Origin of the sequence: Desulfobacter sp. UBA2225, assembly GCF_002348205.1 — a bacterium.
Lineage (GTDB): Bacteria > Desulfobacterota > Desulfobacteria > Desulfobacterales > Desulfobacteraceae > Desulfobacter > Desulfobacter postgatei.
Window position 1 is genome coordinate 1 of the sequence record NZ_DDYV01000046.1, and the last position, 17178, is coordinate 17178.

Sequence of the window (17178 nt, forward strand, 5' to 3'; positions counted from 1 at the left end):
AGGGACACTGCTGGTCTGTATCATCCGCCAGGATGAAATCATTATCCCCACAGGAGAGAGCCGGGTAGAGGCAGGAGACCGCATTATTTTATTTGCGATCCTGGCAGCAGTGAAAAAACTTGAAAAAATGCTCACTGTAAAGCTTGGTTTTTTCTGATGCGCTGGCCTTTTATCATACGGATCATCGGCGTCCTTCTTTTTGTACTGGGACTTTGCATGACCCTGCCTTTGGGCTGCAGCCTGTTTTTCAAAGACGGGGCTCATCAAGGACACCTAACGGCCATGGCCGTAACCACAATTATGGGCGCGATTATGGTCGTTATTTCCAAAAAAGCCGGGAATCATGATTATATCAACCAGAGGGAAGGCATCGCCGTTGTGGCATTAGGATGGATAGGCATTGGTCTTTTCGGTGCCCTGCCCTTTTTTCTGGCCCCGGATTTTTCTACGTATACGGATGCCTTTTTTGAATCCGTCTCCGGATTCACCACCACGGGCTCATCGGTGATGACCAACATTGAAGGGGCAGCCCCCAGTCTTTTGCTTTGGCGGAGCCTGATTCAATGGCTCGGCGGCATGGGCATTATTGTCCTCTCCCTGGCCATTCTGCCGTTTCTCGGGGTAGGCGGCATCCAGCTGTATAAAGCTGAGGTGCCAAGTCCGGTACCTGACAAACTTACCCCCCGCTTGTCTGATTCCGCCAAAATTCTCTGGATTGTCTATGCAGGCATGACGCTGTTGCTCATCCTTTTCCTTTATTTCGGAGGAATGAATCTGTTCGAATCGGTATGCCACGCACTGACCACGCTGCCCACCGGCGGATTTTCACCTAAAAATCTCTCCATTGCCCACTATGATTCCGCCTATTTTGACTATACAATTACCATATTTATGTTGCTTGCAGGGATCAACTTTTCTCTGCATTACCAGATTTTGCGCGGCAATAGGCTTGCGTTCTGGAAAGATGCTGAATGCCGTTTTTTTTTGTGCGCAGTACTTGTGGGCACCCTGATAATTACACTGAACACCTGGGGGCCAGTGTATGACAACTTTTCCAAAGCCTTCAGGTTTGCCATATTCCAGGTCGTTTCCATTGTAACCACCACAGGCTATGCCACGGCTGATTATGAATTATTCCCGGGGTTGTCCCAAGTTCTTTTATTCTTTGGTATGTTCATCGGTGCCAGTGCCGGCTCCACGGGCGGCGGCATGAAGTGCGCCAGGATTATGGTCTGCATTAAATACTGCTACCGGGAACTGTTCAAGCTGATCCATCCCCGAAGTGTCAGCCATATCAAACTGAACAATGCCCTGATTCCCGAAGAGCTGCTGCGCTCCATCCTGGGATTCATCGCTTTATACATTCTGATTTTTGTCATGGCCACAACGCTTCTATCCGCACTGGGTGTTGATCTATTGACCTCTTTAGGCGCCGTGGCCTCGTGCATCGGCAACATCGGTCCGGGTTTCGGCACCGTGGGACCGGCGGAGAACTTTGCACACCTGCCCCAGGCCGGCAAATGGCTTCTCTCCTGGTGTATGCTGGCAGGACGACTCGAAATTTATACCGTAATCATACTTCTGGTCCCTGAATTCTGGAAACAATAGTTGCAAACACGACTTAGCGGGAACCCGTGGTTGGACGAAAAGTTGCCCAGATGCAAGGCGCAGATGGGTGACTTTTCGTTCAAACACGACAGAGCGTGACCCGGGTATCGTAATAGGGCGTCCCATTACCCACCGTGCTGACCATTTCAGCTGTAAGCCTGTTCAAGCCATGGCCGGCTTTGATCCACCCGCCGCGTTCGGTGACCAGACAGTCCCGTCTTGTGGATGCATCGGTGCGAAGCAGGGCCTTCACACGCCCTATGGGGCTTTTAACTATTACGGGCCGGCCGTCTGCAAGGCCTAATTTTTCAGCTTCAGCGGGGTGCAGGCGTACCTCCGGCAATGGCGCATGGTCTGCAAGGGTTCGCTCGGAGCAGATGTAATCGAAGGGTGCGACACTCAACAGGGTGTATGGATACGTTTCATCATCCTTTTTGAGGAGATCCCCATCGAACTTGGTCATGAATTCGAATTTCCCCGAAGGGGTGGGAAAGACTTTGTCAAGGTAAGGCGCCATGGGTTCCGGGACTCGAAATGGGGTGTGCCTGAGTTCGTCCAGATCGCCTCCCCAGCCTTTAATCGGCGCGCATATCTCGGCGAGCCAGGCATCGGCGCTTTTGCAGTACTGATCTTTAAAAGAAAACCGTTTGGCAAGTTCCGTGAACATCTGAAATTCGCTTCTGCATTCGCCCACGGGCTCAATGGCCGGGTTGACCGGACCCACATAGTTATGGCCATAACTTGCCATCACATCGTATTCTTCAAGAAAGGTGGTGGCCGGCAGGAACACATCGGCCAGTTCTGCGGTATCATCCAAAAAGTGACCGCTGTAGACCACGAACTCCATGCGCCTCAATGCTTCTGCCACAAGCACGGAATTAGGGGCCATGCAGACCGGGTTGGCCGCGGTTACGTAAACCATTCGAATCCGAGGGTTTTGGGCGTTTAAAAGTTCTTCCCCCACATAGGGCATCAAAATCGTTCGACGTCCGGGATTGAGCTGGTCTCCCCAGCACTTCGGATCATAGGGACCGTATTCTTCGAACCCCTGGCTGACCCCTCCGCCTTCCACACCGATATTGCCTGAAACAGCCCCTAACGCATCAATGGCGCGGATGGTGAAATGGGCCTCTTTGTGACGGTGAAGCCCCCAGCCTATAAGGATCGACGTGGGTTTGAAGTTGATCAGCGTGTCTGCAATGTACTGGGCATCTTCTCCGGAAACACCGGCAAGGTAACATAATTTATCTACCCTGTAGCGATCAAGAATGGCTTTGTATGCAGTGTAACCTGCACTGTGATGGGAAAGAAAATCAATATCATGAGCACCCCGGTCGATCAAAATCTTTGCGGCAGCCATGGCCAGATATGCATCCATATTCGGAGCTGGCGCGATATGGCGGTCGGAAAGGGCGGCGCTCCGGTTACGGAAGGGATCAATGGTGATGATCCGGCCGCCTTTTTTCTTTATCTCTTTGATAATGGGAACCAGTCCGATCTGTGTGGTTGCAGGGTTCCTGCCCCAGAGGATCATGGCCCTGGAGTTGTAATGGTCCAAAGGGTCATGGGAGATGCGGGTTCCCAAGTCCAGATTCTGGGATGCCTGGCCGGTGCCTCCGCACAGTGACCCGTGCAGGGTAGTAACCCCCCCGAACATGTTAAAAAAACACTTGTTGAGCAGTTTGAGGGCGGTTCTTTCCCCATAGCCCTGATAGTAGAGAATGGCTTCCGGTCCATCCTCATCACGGATCGTTTTCATTTTTTCGGCAATGACATCCAGGGCCTCATCCCATAAGACCTCCCGCCGGCCTGATGCGCCACGCATCATGGGTTTTGTGATGCGCTCCTTGCTGTAAACCCGGTCAATGTATTTTGACGCCTTGTGACAGGCCATCCCCCGGGTCAGCGGATGATTTTTCGATCCGGTCAGACGCACCAGACGGCCGTTTTCAACCGTGGCTTCAAGTCCGCAGGTGTTAGGGCAGTCCCTGGTGCAGGTGGTAATGATTTTTTTGATATCGCTCATATCCGTGCCTTTGCTCTCATGTTTTTCTTCTCTTGAGATGGGTTGTAAAACAATATTTAATGCAGGGCAAGTTGTTAATAGCCGTCTAAAATATTGTCACTTGATGGTTTCTGTGATATGGATTTTTGAGTTTTAAACCGTTTTAACAGCAAGGATTGTAAATTGAATTACAGACATGCCCCTTAACACCGAAGCCCCGGATTTTCTCTAATGATTAGGAAAATCCTAAATTAACACTTTAAAAGACAGGATACAATATGAACCAGTTACAGCAACTCAGCGACCGAATTATCAGCCGTGTAAATGCTAATTTAATGGAGCTTGAGTTTGACACGTCAACTTTTGTCAACCATGCGCTTGATCATGACAAAATGCTCGAATTCTATGCATTTTACGGCATTACCTCCCGCCATCCCCTTTATTTTAATTTTAAAAATTCCAATATCGCAGGCAGTTATTTTTTAGGAAAATGTTATGTGGGACGGTCCGCTATTTATAAAAGCGACGTCCGGGGAGATGAACTCAAAAGAGAAGGCGATTGCATAAAATCGGCCAAGGACATCCCCCTGGTTGAGGATGAAATGATCTCTATTCTGGACAGCCTGCTTTATAAAACCCTGGTCCACAGCAATTCTCACAACCCTGAAAGTCCCGAATTGTTTAGTATCCGGAACACCATTTCCGCCCACTACGCAAACATCCACGGATCCACCCTGGAAGGCTGTTTTCTAGGGCCCTTTGCCACCGTGGATTTAATGAATCTGCATTCGTGTGTCGTGGGAGAGTTTTCCTATGTTCAGGTTGGAGAACTTTTTCACCGCAAAATTGATCCCGGCACCGTCTGGATCAAAAATCCCCATTTTGAGTTTAAATACAAGTTTAAGAACAGCATCCTTGATAATTTTGTAGGGGTGAATGATACCCACCAGCCCCGGGGAGTGATTTACGACTTTGTCAGGGCCCGGGATCAGGAATTTGAACGGTTATTCGAGGTCATGCACTTAGAGCCGTTTGAAGTTCCGGGTAGTTCTGCAATCAACCGGTATGCCGTGATTAAGGGAAAAACCCGGATTGGCGAAAACGTCCTGGTGGCCCAAAGAGCCTTACTCCAGAATGCAACCATGGGGGACGGGTCAAATGCCCAGGAAAATTCCTACATTATTGATTCCGTTCTGGAAGGCAATTGCATTACAGCCCATGGCGGCAAAATTATCAATGCCGATGTCGGCCAGGAATGTTTTGTGGGCTTCAACTCCTTTTTAAACGGTGGGCCCGACGCACGGATTCAAATCGGTGAAGGCTGTATTATTATGCCCCACACCATCATCAACCCAAGTATGCCGATACAGATTCCCAGTGAGCATCTGGTATGGGGATACATTCAATCCCCGGAGGACCTTGCCACCCATACCATTTCGCTGGATGCGTTGGCCGAAGTCAGGGAGAGTTTGACTGTAGGGCAAATGACCTTTTCAGGAAAAGGCTCCGTGTTTATCGGATCTTTCAAGGATCGCTTAAAGAAGATCCTTAAGGATAATGGGGCACTATTTAAGGACGGAGAAAACAGAGGGCACGCCCAGGATGACCAGAACATCTCCTATAATATTATCCAGCCTTACCGGACAGGGGAACGAAAGGGATTGTATCCATCCATAAGAATCAAGCCTTAGGTATCGAGTCGAAACAACCTGTACACATTGCGCCGAATTTTCAATTGTATTCAAGACGAGGCAAAGCGTGCATAATGAGATATGCACGCTTTGCCCCAAATAGATACCGGAATAACGGTCTTTACAAATATGCTATTGAATTTTCAGCATGATCTATTTAAAAAGTGGAAATAATTACATTTCAGGCTGTGAAATTGTTACATTCCGTTACAATTTCCTTGACAAGTCGTAAAAACAGCATGTACATACCAATGAATTTTTTCCAGCAGGGGGCTTGACGATAGAAAAATACAAATAGAAAAAAAATAAATTGGGGAAGGTATGTGTCAATTTTTTAGTTCCACACTCATGATTCTGCTCGGAGGTTTTTTAGCGCTTGTTTTTGCCCGGCAGAAGAAGTTTTCAAAAGGCATTGCCGTGTTGTTTCTCAGCGGGGGATCTCTCTTAGGGCTGATTGATGCCGCAGATAAACTTCTAAATACAACCGGGGCCTCGGCCTCTTTCAAGTATTTGGACCTCTTTTCACTTTCTTTTCATGTTGACGGCCTTTCCGCCTTTTTCCTGACTGCCATATTCGCCGTTTCTATGATGGCCGCCATTTACAGTTTCCACTACATGGAAAATGAAGCAGGCGGCATTAAAACCGGGGTCAATTACTTTTTCTTCAGTATCCTGATCTCGTCCATGGCTCTAGTGGTGACCGCCGCCAATATCATTACGTTCATGATTTCATGGGAAATCATGTCCCTGTCCTCCTTTTTTCTGGTGATTTACGGCCATGAATCAGCCGAAAACAGAAAAGCCGGCTACCTTTACTTTGTCTTTTCCCATGTAGGCGCCATGTTCATCCTTGCCTCATTTGGGCTGATTTACGGCCATACCGGCAGCTTTGACTTCGCTTCCATGGCCGATGTGCCTGAAACAATAAAAATAGTAATTTTTGTACTCTCCTTTATCGGATTCGGCTCCAAAGCCGGTGTGTTTCCCTTTCATATCTGGCTGCCCCATGCCCATCCTGCGGCCCCCAGCCATATATCAGCGGTGATGTCCGGGGTGATGATCAAGACCGGCATTTACGGGATACTACGGGTTTACGCGATCCTGGATTTTCATACCCCTGTTTTCGGCTATATTACCCTGATTGCCGGCGTGGTTTCCGGGATTCTGGGGGTGGTTTATGCCCTGGGCCAGCACGATATCAAACGGCTTTTAGCCTATAGCAGTATGGAGAATATCGGAATCATCCTCATCGGCTTGGGAATGGGGATGATCGGTGCGGCAACGGGTAATCCCCTGGTTGCTGTTCTTGGCTTTGCCGGTGGCATTCTTCATGTTCTCAACCACTCAGTGTTTAAATCCCTGCTGTTCATGGGGGCGGGCATGGTGCTGCACCAGACCGGCACCCGGTCCATTGACGCCCTGGGCGGACTTCTCAAGGGCATGAAAATTACCGGAAGCACATTCATCATCGCCTCTTTGGCCATTTGCGGCCTGCCGCCCTTTAATGGATTTGTCAGTGAATTTCTCATCTATATGGGCAGTTTCAAGGCCATCCCCCTAGGGTCCATAAGCTTTGCCATGAGCGTATTTGCAATCATCAGCCTGGCCGTTATCGGCGGACTGGCCCTGGCCTGTTTTACCAAGGTCGTCGGAGTGGTCTTCCAGGGAGAACCCCGGACCAAAGCCGCCGAAAATGCCAAAGAAAACGGCTTGGCCATGATGATTCCCATGGGCGTCCTTGCGGCAGCCTGCGTCATCATCGGTGTGTTTCCAAGGGTGTTCATCCAAATGGCCTTAACGGCAGTTCAGGCGTTAGGCCTTGACTACGCCCGGGTACCTGTAGAGCCCTTTGGTCAGATAACCGGGAACATCACCTTTGCGGCCCTGCTGTTCTTTGTGATTGTCCTGATTGTCATGGGCATCCGGTCAATCTACTACAAAAATAAAACGACCCCGACATCCGGAACATGGGGTTGCGGCTTTACCCAGCCAACGGTTAAAATGCAGTATACGGGATCTTCCTATGCCAGGTCCATTTTAGAATTTTTCAGTGCCGCTGCACCGCTTTCCGAGGACCATCCGCGCATCAAGGGACGGTTTCCGTTAAAAACCCATTACCACAGCCATGTCAACGACATTGCAGAACTTCACATGAAAAATGCGGTTGTCCGTCCTGTTTTTTACCTGTTTGACAAGCTTCGGTGGATGCAGCACGGGGATATTCATCTTTATATCGGATATATTTTGCTGGCAATTGTATTGCTGCTCTTTTTTATATGACAACAGCAGCAGCTAAAGGCTAATAGCGTTAAGGAGTATTCCATGATTCAATCCATTTCACTCTGGCTTGCAGCCATTCTGGCGGCGCCGTTTTTTTCAGGCCTGATTCTCAAGATCAAGGCGTTTTTTGGGGGAAAAAAAGGACCGCCCATTTTGATCAATTACTACACCCTGATCAAACTGTTTAAAAAGGGATCGGTTTACAGCAGCAGCACCACTTTCGTGTTTAAGCTGGGTCCGGTGATCTCTCTTGCCGCCTCAATCACGGTTCTCATGTTTCTGCCCATTGCAGGGTATGATCCCGTGTTCTCCTTTAACGGGGATGTAATTTTCGTCCTGTATGTTCTCGGGGTTGGCCGGTTTTTCACCATTGCCGCGGCCATGGATACCGCATCTCCCTTTGAAGGTATGGGCGCGGCCAGAGAAGCGTATTTTCCCATTATCTGTGAGGCTGCCATGTTCATGATCCTGATCTTTTTTTACCGGATCACCGGGGAGCTGCAATTGTCCGCCTACTTTGCAGGCAGCAGCACCCAAACCCTGTGGAGTTTGGCAGGCGCACCGTTAGTGTTCATTGTGCTCTCGTTTTTTATCATTCTGCTGACTGAAAATTCCAGAGTTCCGGTGGATGACCCGGCCACTCACCTGGAACTGACCATGATCCATGAAGTCATGGTTCTGGATCACAGCGGCCCGGATTTCGGACTTATTGAACTCGGCTCTTTCTGCAAGCTCATGTTCTATTCCACCATTATTTCAAGGATGATTGTTCCCTTTGAATCCGCGATATTCGGATTCCCTGTAGTAATGTATATAGCAGGCCTTCTGATTGTCTACATAGCCGTGGGTGTAACAGAGTCGATAACTGCCAGGTACAGGATGGACAAGGTGCCCAAATTTGTGCTGACCTCCTTTGCCCTAGCCTTTTTTGCAACCATCATCACCTTGGAGTTTGTAAAATGACGTACAATCCAGTGGACATAATTCTGTCCTTTGTGCTGTTGTCTGTTTTATTTTCATTCGCCACCGACCGGGTCCTGATACTGATCAAACTGCTGGGATTCCAGGGCGTCGTGATTTCAATTATTCCCTTTTTCATTGGTGATCATATGAGTGGCGGCAGTACGGTGTTTACCCTGGCCACCCTGGTTATCCGGGGGATCATTATCCCTTTGAGTATTTTTGTGGCCATCAGGAAGGGAACCATCCGAAGAGTCGTTGAGCCCATTGTGGGATATCATGCCTCCATCTTGTGCGGTCTGGCGGTGATTATCGGCGCGACCTATATTTCCGGACGCCTGGATATCGGTTCCGTGAACGGGTTTAAACTTTTGGAGCCTGCAGGCATTGCCCTTTTGGCAACGGGAATGTTTCTGCTCATGGCCCGGAGAAACGCCATTGCCATGGTCATCGGATATCTCATGATGGAAAACGGGATTCACCTGCTTGGGTCGGGTTTGTTAGGCAGTACCCGCCATATTGTTGAATTCGGTATTTTGCTGGACGTTCTGGCCGGAGTTATGATCATGGCCGTGATCCTCCGTAATATTAAACAGACCTTTGACGACGTGGATACGGCGTTGCTCAGAACGTTAAAGGATTAGAGTATGGTTGAAATAGTATTTCTGACCCCTTTTATTACCGGTCTTGGCACATTTTTTCTACCCAAAATTATTGGCCGGTGCCTGCTGGTACTGACCGGAGCGGCTCATTTAACGCTTTCGTTGATGCTGTGGAGAGATCAACCCCGCGCGATTTTCGATCAATATTTTGCAGTGACGCCCGAAGGTATGCTCTCCCTGCTGGTAATCTCCCTGCTGTTCTTTTTAATCTCCATTTACACCGTGGGCTTTCTCAAAGAAAGCAAGATCCAGTCCGAGAGGCTTTTTACCGGCGGCATGCTGGTATTTTTATCCACCATGACCATGGTCACTCTGTCCGACCATATCATGGTTATGTGGATCGCCATTGAGGCGACCACCCTGGCAAGTGCCCCTTTGATTAACACCCATCGCTCGGCAGCCTCCCTTGAGGCAACCTGGAAGTATGTTCTCATCTGTTCTGTGGGTATTGCCATGGCCCTTTTGGGGTCTGTTCTGGTGGCTTTTTCCATGGGCCAGGGAAATGCCGACACGCCACTGTCTTTTTCCGCCCTGGCCGGGGTGGCCAAAACCCTGAATCCCCTGTGGCTCAAGGCCGGATTTGTCTTTATTCTGGTGGGATACGGCACCAAGATGGGACTTGCACCCATGCACACCTGGCTGCCCGATGCCCACAGTGAGGCCCCGAGTCCTGCATCGGCCCTCTTGTCAGGGGTGCTGCTCAACTGCGCTTATCTGGGGATTTTTAAAACCAATAAGATTATGGTGGCGGCAGGGCTTGAAGATTTTTCAGGCACGATTCTCATGGTGTTCGGCCTGTTATCCATTTTGGCCGCAGCCACCTTTATACTCAAACAGAACGAATACAAACGGATGCTGGCCTATTCCAGTATCGAGAATATGGGCATCATTGCATTCGGAACCGGTGTGGGTGGTTTGGGGATATACGGTGCAGTCCTCTGCATGCTCCACCACAGCCTGATCAAGTCCTCTTTGTTTCTCTCCTCGGGAAATATTCTTTTGGGATACGGAAACCGGCTGATCAAAAATACCGGAAACCTGGTCAAGGTTATGCCCCGAACCTTTGTGGCCTTTTTTGCAGGATTTGCCGGGATTTCCGGTTTACCGCCTTTCGGCATTTTTATCGGGGAACTTTGCATTATCATTGCCGCCTTCAGGGCCGGTTTCTATGTGGCCGTCACCGTTTTCATCCTTAGCCTGTGCGTTATTTTTGCAGGATTTGGCAACCAGGTTATGAAAATTTGTTTTGAAGAATCCAGCACGGAAATTAAAATTCAAGAAAAGGCCAGTATGGTCTTGCCCCAGTATTTATTACTCCTGACTTCACTGATCTTGTGTTTCTTTATACCGGATTCATTGAATCAAACCATATCCGATGCGATATCAGCCATTGGCGGAGGACTTAGATGAGCAACGCTTTTTTACAAATTTCAAACGCCCAAAAAGTCAGTCGCAAGGAGATTCCCCAGCTTGCATTCGATGAATTCCGTAGGCAGGTCTTTGATATGGTGATCGACGGGGCAAAAGTTGTCCAGTATTTTGTCTACCCGGACAAGAACCGTTTAAAACTTTTGGCGGTGTTGCGTACCGACAAGCTTTTTGTGGCCGGCTGTGATGTGCCGGAACCCTATCCTTCATTCTCCAGAATGTGTGAGCCCTTTCATCTGTTTGAACGGGAAATGGCAGAGCAGTATGGTATCCATCCCCAGGGGCATCCATGGCTGAAAATGGTCCGATACCATCCGAATTACACAGATGGGGCTGCCGATGTATTCGGCAATGACTACACCCAGGAGATCCCGGGAAATTATAAATATTACCAGGTGGAAGGTGATGAAATCCACGAGGTTGCTGTGGGCCCGGTCCATGCCGGGGTTATCGAACCGGGCCATTTCAGGTTCAACTGCATCGGTGAACGCGTCCTGCACCTGGAAATCCAACTGGGATATCAGCACCGGGGCATTGAAAAACAGCTTACGGAGGTCCCGGACAAGCGGCTTCCCATCCTTGGAGAAAACATTGCAGGCGATACGACCATCGGCCACAGCCTGTGCATGGCCCAAAACCTGGAGACACTGACTGCAGTTAAACCGGATCAGGGGGCGAGGGTCATCCGGACCATTGCCCTGGAACTGGAGCGCCTGGCAGACCACATCGGAGATCTCGGTGCGCTTAGCGGGGACGTTGCCTTTCTGCCGCCGGCCAACTATTTTGGCAGGATCAGGGGAGATTTTCTCAACTTATCCCTCTTGATTTGCGGGAACCGATTCGGTAAGGGGCTGGTTCGGCCGGGTGGGGTCCGGTTTTCCCTGTCCAATGAGATAAGAAGAGTGCTCAACGATCGCCTGGCAGAGCTTCGGCCCGAAGTGACACACGTATTGGAGCTTCTCTTCAACGCCGTCACCGTCCGGGCCCGGTTTGAGGGATGCGGGGCGGTCAGCCATGAAGATGCAGAGCATCTCGGGCTGGTGGGGCCTGCCGGCCGGGCCAGCGGCATGGCCTACGACGTGAGACGGTGTTTCCCCACGGAACACTACCCGCACATCGACATACCGAAAAATAAAAAAGCCACGGGTGACGTCTATGCCAGGGCCCGGGTCAGGTATGATGAAATCCACCAGTCTCTTCAAATAATTGAATCATTGGCCGCCATCCCCGTCGAAACGCGGTGTGTAAGCGATGGCATGGCCTACGACCTGCCGGCTTCAAGCTTTTCCGTGGCCCTGAATGAGGCCTGGCGGGGGGAAGTCTCCCATGCTGTCCTGACCGATGAGAATGGGAAAATCCTAAGGTACAAGATCAAGGATCCTTCCTTTCACAATTGGAACGGGCTGGCCATGGCCCTCAGAGATACCGGGATATCCGATTTTCCCTTAAACAACAAAAGCTTCAATCTATCCTATTGCGGATTTGATCTTTAAAAAAGCGGAGAACATTATATGCTCAGTGTACTGAAAAACAGATTTGAACAAGGCTGCCGGACCAACCGGTATCCCAAAGAAAAGGTCAAGGTATTTCCCCGCTACCGAGGCAGACCCGTTATCCAGGATAATATTTCTCAGGCAATCCTTAAAGCATGTGCCGCATCCTGCCCCCAGGACGCCATAGATGTGCAGAATAAAAAGATCGACATGGGCCGGTGCGTATTTTGCGGGACCTGCGAAAACGCCTCCAACGGACTGATCAAGTTTACCAATGACTATGAAATTTCCACGTCTGAACGGGCTGATCTGATAACATCAGGTGAGCTGCCTGCTTTGGCCGAACACGCCAAGCAGCATTTTAAAAAATTGTTTGGACGTTCCCTCCAACTGCGCCAGGTGTCAGCGGCCGGATGCAATGCCTGTGAGGCTGACCTCAACGTCCTGGCCACGCCGTTTTTCGATCTGGGCAGATTTGGCATAAACTTTGTCGCCTCTCCCCGTCATGCCGATGGAATTGTGGTCACGGGCCCAGTATCCAGAAACATGAAAACAGCCCTGCTCCAGACCTATGAGGCCACACCGGCTCCGAAGGTGGTCATTGCCGTAGGCTCATGCACCATCAGCGGCGGCCCGTTCACCGGAAGCCCGGAAATTACCGAGGGGCTGGATAAGATCCTGCCGGTGGATCTGTTTATCCCGGGATGCCCGCCCCATCCCATGACCAACCTTCACGCGCTGCTCTCCTTTTTTAAATAATTCTGTTTGACTTTTTTTTGGGGGGGGGAATCAACGCATGGCCCGGTAAGTACATAAGCACATGAGGATATTGTGATTACACCCCTGGACGCTTTTTTACAATGGTTTGACGACCTGCCGGTCCCCCTGCGCAGGCACCTTGCCCATATTTTCAGAATATGCACCACCGACGACACCTCCCAGATGGTTGCGTTGCCCCAGCAATCCCTTGAAAGGTTCAGGCACTGGGCCGTCAAATCAGACTTTCCCCTACGCACTGCAGCCCGCCTGTTCTATATCAGGTCCATTTTTGATATGGTAATTTTGCATCACAAGGAAATATGCCGCGACGATGATTTTTTCCCCATCTCCGATGAGACAAAAAATATTATACAGCTCTCTTCAAGACAATGGGAAGATATCCTTGAATCCTGGATAGACTTGCGGTCAAAGGAAATGTCTGATACTTATGTTCATTCTTGGACATCTTGGATGATTAAATTACAATCGGAGGCTAAGTAGCAACGTGAAACGGTTTGGTTATTATATTGGTTTTGGATTGATGTTGACGCTTTTTTTGGGGGCTGCGACGGGTCCGGCCTGGGCAGGAGAACAGAAAATGACCCTGGCGCAATGCTTGAAGACAGGGATGGAAAACAACCCCTCCCTCAAGGCTTCACGCTTTGACGTTGATATAAGCACCCACGGCATCAAGGAAGCCAGGGCCGATTTTTTGCCTTCCGTCTCCTCCTCGTACTCGATGACCCCCATCAGAAGTATCAGTGCTAAAGGGTATTCTACTGACACCGATTATGTCGACAAAGATGTCCGCTCTTTCAGTATTCGACTGACCCAGATTCTTTATGCAGGCTCACGCATTACAAACACCTACCAGCGTGCCCGTATTTCGGAAGCGCTGGCCAAAACCGAAATGGAGCTTGCCGGTATGGAGCTGGCTTACCGGATCGAAACCACTTTTTACAAACTGATGAAGGCCAAACAGGATGTGATCACAACCCAGGAATCCGTCAATCGCCTGACCGAGAGTGTTAAATCTGCTGAGGCCTTTTTAAAAAGAGAGCTGGTGCCCTGGGTGAATGTGCTTCAGGCCCGGGTGGATTTGGCCGATGCCCAGGACCTTTACAAAATAGCCAGAAATGATGTGAACAGGCAGCGGGTGGAATTATTCTCCTTGATGAATCAGACGATGGATCCGGCCATTGAGTTCTCCGGAGGGTTGAACCCGTTGCTGGCAACGGAGCCTGTCTTTGATGACAGTTTAAAATATGCCCTTGAAAATCGCCCGGATATAAAAAGCCTTGTTTATCAGCTTGAAATTGCAGACAAAAATGAAAAAATTGCCATAGGAAAATATTTACCCACGGTAAAATTCGATGTCGGGTATTACGACCGTGACGATGAATATGACCAGTTGGCAGAAAAACGCGATCAAAGAAACCGCTACTGGTCAGGGGGGGTGACGGCATCCTGGGACCTGTTTGACGGCGGAAGAGCCTGGTATGAAAAAGAAAAATACAATACGCAAGCCCAAAAAATAAGCGCCCTTATTGAAGATGCCAAAAACGCCATTGCAACGGGTATCTACAATGCCCTTTATTCAATGAACGAGGCCAAGCAGAGAATTAAAAGCTGTGCCGAAGGCCTGACCGCAGCCAATGAATATTATGATGTTGAAGAAAACCGGCTTAAAGCTGGATTGTCTACCATTCCTTCCCTTTTGGATGCCCAGGACCGGCTGCTGCGTGCCCAGGCCAACGAAACCCGTGCCACGCTGGATTACCAGCTGGCAGTCTCTGAGTTAAAATTTTACACCGGAAAAGAGGATATTGAATAATTTTTGAGCCAACCCTTAATTTCCCAAGGGGTTGGCTTTTATTTTTTTATAACAGCCATGGGCTGACCTGACATATCAACTGCCAGGCATAGCCCACAACAAAGCTTGAAAGATCTGAGTAACTTACCCAGACTTTCTTATAAATTTTAAGGAGATTTGGATGTACTTAGCCAGTGATTTGAAAAAAGGGCTTAAACTTGATATTGACGGAGATCCCCATGTAATTGTCGGTTTTGAGTTTAAAAAACCGGGCAAGGGGCAGTCCCTGTACAAATGCAAACTTAAAAATATGATCACAGGTTCCCAGTTTGAACGAACCTACCGTTCCGTTGATAAATTTGAAAAGGCTGACCTGGAAGAGACCGATATGGAATACCTGTATTCAGACCGGGATGGCTGGTGGTTTATGAATTCCAGCAATTACGAGCAGGTGATGCTGACTAAGGAACAGATCGGAGAGAACGTGGATCTGCTCAAAGAAAACACCGTGTGCACCGTGCTTCTGCATAACCAGAAACCCATTGGCGTTACACTTCCCAACTTTGTAATCCTGCGAGTCACCGCCACCGAACCCTGGGCCAAGGGAGATACGGCCACTGGCGACACCAAGCCTGCCACGGTTGAAACCGGGTTTGAAGTCCAGGTGCCTCCTTTTGTCAATGAAAATCAGTTGATTAAAATCGATACCCGGACCCGGGAATACGTTGAACGTGCGAGTGAATAATTTCCTTATTCATGATCGGTCCTATCAGTTCGATAATACGGGTTGTGTATATTTGCCTTGCTTCGGCAGTCAGGTGATAGGGGGTATCAAAATAGTAGTCGGGGGGAAACATATATTCCAGGGGACGGCCAAGGTATGTTAACCCCTTTTTCCGTGCAAGGGCGGGCAGCGTGGTATAAAAATGGTTTTCCACCGGATCTGTTATATAGGCTTGTTGAAATAGAAAACTTGCTGGGATGAATATCAGGCAAATGTTCCGGCTGTCAGCCCAGTGCTGGAAAGCGGTCAAAAGATTCCAGGCTTCATTTTTTTTTGAAAAATTCTTACCGTAGTACCGGGGAGTCAGTGAATTGACGATTGCTTTTTGATTCTCGGACTGTCTTGCGACTTCAGAGTGGGTTTGGTCACCATGGGCATTCATGTGGTGGGGGCCGTACAGCCCTTGAACTGAGAATCCCCTGGGAATGCCCCGATACCCCTGGATAACACGCTCGGGGGTAACAGCGAACAATAATTTTAACTGAAGCTGCCACGCCTGTTTTGCCAGAAGCCCGGGTTCAGAAAGATAAAAATCCACCATAACCGGATTGATCGTATAATTATAGTTATACAGGGGATATTCTAGGGGAAGCAGGGCGGTATCGCCAGTGGTAAGGACGGCTTTTGCCTGTTCAAGTATATAAGGCAGTGAAACTCCTGCATTGACCCCTAAATTGATAACAGGTCGGTGATATCGCTCCTGCAGCGCAATGGAGTTGATAGAAAAAAGTGCAGCAGATCCACCGACAATGACGATCTTGGGCCCTGAAATTTTCTCGGATAGGGCCCGCTTATACGCATAGGCCTGCCGCACCCACTGGCTGTCAGGGGTCGCGTTGCCCAATTGCCCCATAACCAGCAGGACCCATAAGAGGGCCGCGCCGCAGAATCCTCCGAAAAAGCCAACGATAATTTTCATCTGCGTTTTGGCCCTTTAGAAATTAAAATAAAGAAATTCACTGCTGCCGCTGCCGGCCAGCACCTTCAAAGAAACAAAAAACAGCATGCCTGCCACAATCGCTTTTGTTCTTCCCTGAACAACAGGAAATGCTCCCTCGTTTTCGGTATATAAGCGACACCATGCCGCAGTATTGGGAAGCCCCCACACGATCAGGGCGGACAGGATCAGCCAGTATGGGGCTGATCCTGATCCGGCCGTGATAAAGTTGGCTATGTCGAACGTTGGAAAAGGTAATTGCACTGATTTCAAAAATCCGCTCAAACAGAACATGGTTTTATAAAGATACAAGGCGGTGCCCATGTTGACGGCCCTGAAAGCTGTCCATAGCAGGGCAATTACCAAAAATGTCACCATAATGCCCAATGGGCGGGGCAGCCGTAAATTGGGAAATCGGGATTCCCTCAGATGGTCCAGCATCACAAACAGCCCGTGCATCCCACCCCAGAAAACAAACTGCCATCCGGCACCATGCCACAATCCGCAAAGAAGCATGGTGATCATTAGATTGTTAAGATGCCTGGGAAAAGAACACCGGCTGCCACCGAGGGGGATATACAGATAATCCCGAAAAAAATGGGAGAGGCTGATATGCCATCGCTGCCAAAAGTTAATGAAATTATGGGCCCTATAAGGAGAGTTGAAATTGTCCGGCAACCGGATGCCCATCATGGCACCCAGTCCAAGGGCCATATCTGCATATCCTGAAAAGTCAAAATACAATTGAAAGGTATAGG

Annotated in this window: 14 protein-coding genes; 11 read left to right on the plus strand and 3 right to left on the minus strand. The window is 49.3% G+C overall.

The features are described 5' to 3' along the window. Positions 1–156 precede the first annotated feature (156 nt). Entirely contained in the window at positions 157–1608 is a 1452-nt protein-coding gene (locus B3D59_RS02375; RefSeq protein ID WP_286817487.1) for a TrkH family potassium uptake protein, read from the plus strand. A gap of 79 nt (positions 1609–1687) precedes the next feature. Here B3D59_RS02375 and B3D59_RS02380 read toward each other — a convergent pair whose 3' ends face one another. After that, a complete protein-coding gene (locus B3D59_RS02380; RefSeq protein ID WP_286817488.1) occupies positions 1688–3634 on the minus strand; it encodes a molybdopterin-dependent oxidoreductase in 1947 nt (648 codons plus the stop codon). Between the two features lie 257 nt (positions 3635–3891). Between B3D59_RS02380 and B3D59_RS02385 the strand changes: the two genes are divergently transcribed. The 10 genes from B3D59_RS02385 to efp all read left to right on the plus strand — a co-directional run bounded on the left by B3D59_RS02385 (position 3892) and on the right by efp (position 15444). Beyond that, positions 3892–5304 carry a transferase gene (locus B3D59_RS02385; RefSeq protein ID WP_286817489.1) on the plus strand — a complete coding sequence of 471 codons (1413 nt, stop codon included), beginning with the start codon at positions 3892–3894 and terminating at the stop codon, positions 5302–5304. Positions 5305–5625: 321 nt separating this feature from the next. Then, the gene (locus tag B3D59_RS02390) at positions 5626–7584 is read left to right on the plus strand and encodes a proton-conducting transporter membrane subunit (RefSeq protein WP_286817490.1); all 1959 of its coding nucleotides are present in this window, start codon (positions 5626–5628) and stop codon (positions 7582–7584) included. A gap of 42 nt (positions 7585–7626) precedes the next feature. After that, positions 7627–8547, plus strand: a complete 921-nt coding sequence (locus B3D59_RS02395; RefSeq protein WP_286817491.1) for a respiratory chain complex I subunit 1 family protein — start codon at positions 7627–7629, stop codon at positions 8545–8547. Then, on the plus strand, positions 8544–9188 hold the full coding sequence (locus B3D59_RS02400) for a hydrogenase (protein WP_286817492.1): 645 nt from the start codon (positions 8544–8546) through the stop codon (positions 9186–9188). Before B3D59_RS02395 ends, B3D59_RS02400 begins: the two co-directional genes overlap by 4 nt. 3 nt (positions 9189–9191) lie before the next feature. Continuing rightward, positions 9192–10616 carry a proton-conducting transporter membrane subunit gene (locus tag B3D59_RS02405; protein ID WP_286817494.1) on the plus strand — a complete coding sequence of 475 codons (1425 nt, stop codon included), beginning with the start codon at positions 9192–9194 and terminating at the stop codon, positions 10614–10616. Further along, on the plus strand, positions 10613–12127 hold the full coding sequence (locus B3D59_RS02410) for an NADH-quinone oxidoreductase subunit C (protein WP_286817495.1): 1515 nt from the start codon (positions 10613–10615) through the stop codon (positions 12125–12127). Before B3D59_RS02405 ends, B3D59_RS02410 begins: the two co-directional genes overlap by 4 nt. 18 nt (positions 12128–12145) lie before the next feature. Then, on the plus strand, positions 12146–12886 hold the full coding sequence (gene nuoB / locus B3D59_RS02415; protein ID WP_286817497.1) for an NADH-quinone oxidoreductase subunit NuoB: 741 nt from the start codon (positions 12146–12148) through the stop codon (positions 12884–12886). A 72-nt stretch (positions 12887–12958) separates the two neighbouring features. Continuing rightward, entirely contained in the window at positions 12959–13387 is a 429-nt protein-coding gene (locus tag B3D59_RS02420; protein WP_286817498.1) for a hypothetical protein, read from the plus strand. 97 nt (positions 13388–13484) lie between these two features. Further along, entirely contained in the window at positions 13485–14720 is a 1236-nt protein-coding gene (locus B3D59_RS02425) for a TolC family protein (protein ID WP_286817499.1), read from the plus strand. A gap of 160 nt (positions 14721–14880) precedes the next feature. Continuing rightward, positions 14881–15444 carry an elongation factor P gene (efp, locus tag B3D59_RS02430; protein ID WP_286817500.1) on the plus strand — a complete coding sequence of 188 codons (564 nt, stop codon included), beginning with the start codon at positions 14881–14883 and terminating at the stop codon, positions 15442–15444. Here the strand turns inward: efp and B3D59_RS02435 are convergent. Further along, a complete protein-coding gene (locus B3D59_RS02435; protein ID WP_286817501.1) occupies positions 15395–16402 on the minus strand; it encodes a hypothetical protein in 1008 nt (335 codons plus the stop codon). The two genes, efp and B3D59_RS02435, sit on opposite strands and share 50 nt — an antisense overlap. Before the next feature lie 15 nt (positions 16403–16417). Then, positions 16418–17178, minus strand: a 761-nt coding sequence (locus B3D59_RS02440) for an MBOAT family O-acyltransferase (RefSeq protein ID WP_286817502.1), incomplete at its 5' end; no start/stop codon positions are given.

What these genes read in the sequence shown, in the direction of transcription:
- B3D59_RS02375 (WP_286817487.1), top strand. Translation starts at nt 157, where the DNA reads ATGCGCTGGCCTTTTATCATACGGATCATCGGCGTCCTTCTTTTTGTA.
- B3D59_RS02380 (WP_286817488.1), bottom strand. Translation starts at nt 3,634, where the DNA reads ATGAGCGATATCAAAAAAATCATTACCACCTGCACCAGGGACTGCCCT.
- B3D59_RS02385 (WP_286817489.1), top strand. Translation starts at nt 3,892, where the DNA reads ATGAACCAGTTACAGCAACTCAGCGACCGAATTATCAGCCGTGTAAAT.
- B3D59_RS02390 (WP_286817490.1), top strand. Translation starts at nt 5,626, where the DNA reads ATGTGTCAATTTTTTAGTTCCACACTCATGATTCTGCTCGGAGGTTTT.
- B3D59_RS02395 (WP_286817491.1), top strand. Translation starts at nt 7,627, where the DNA reads ATGATTCAATCCATTTCACTCTGGCTTGCAGCCATTCTGGCGGCGCCG.
- B3D59_RS02400 (WP_286817492.1), top strand. Translation starts at nt 8,544, where the DNA reads ATGACGTACAATCCAGTGGACATAATTCTGTCCTTTGTGCTGTTGTCT.
- B3D59_RS02405 (WP_286817494.1), top strand. Translation starts at nt 9,192, where the DNA reads ATGGTTGAAATAGTATTTCTGACCCCTTTTATTACCGGTCTTGGCACA.
- B3D59_RS02410 (WP_286817495.1), top strand. Translation starts at nt 10,613, where the DNA reads ATGAGCAACGCTTTTTTACAAATTTCAAACGCCCAAAAAGTCAGTCGC.
- nuoB (WP_286817497.1), top strand. Translation starts at nt 12,146, where the DNA reads ATGCTCAGTGTACTGAAAAACAGATTTGAACAAGGCTGCCGGACCAAC.
- B3D59_RS02425 (WP_286817499.1), top strand. Translation starts at nt 13,485, where the DNA reads ATGACCCTGGCGCAATGCTTGAAGACAGGGATGGAAAACAACCCCTCC.
- efp (WP_286817500.1), top strand. Translation starts at nt 14,881, where the DNA reads ATGTACTTAGCCAGTGATTTGAAAAAAGGGCTTAAACTTGATATTGAC.
- B3D59_RS02435 (WP_286817501.1), bottom strand. Translation starts at nt 16,402, where the DNA reads ATGAAAATTATCGTTGGCTTTTTCGGAGGATTCTGCGGCGCGGCCCTC.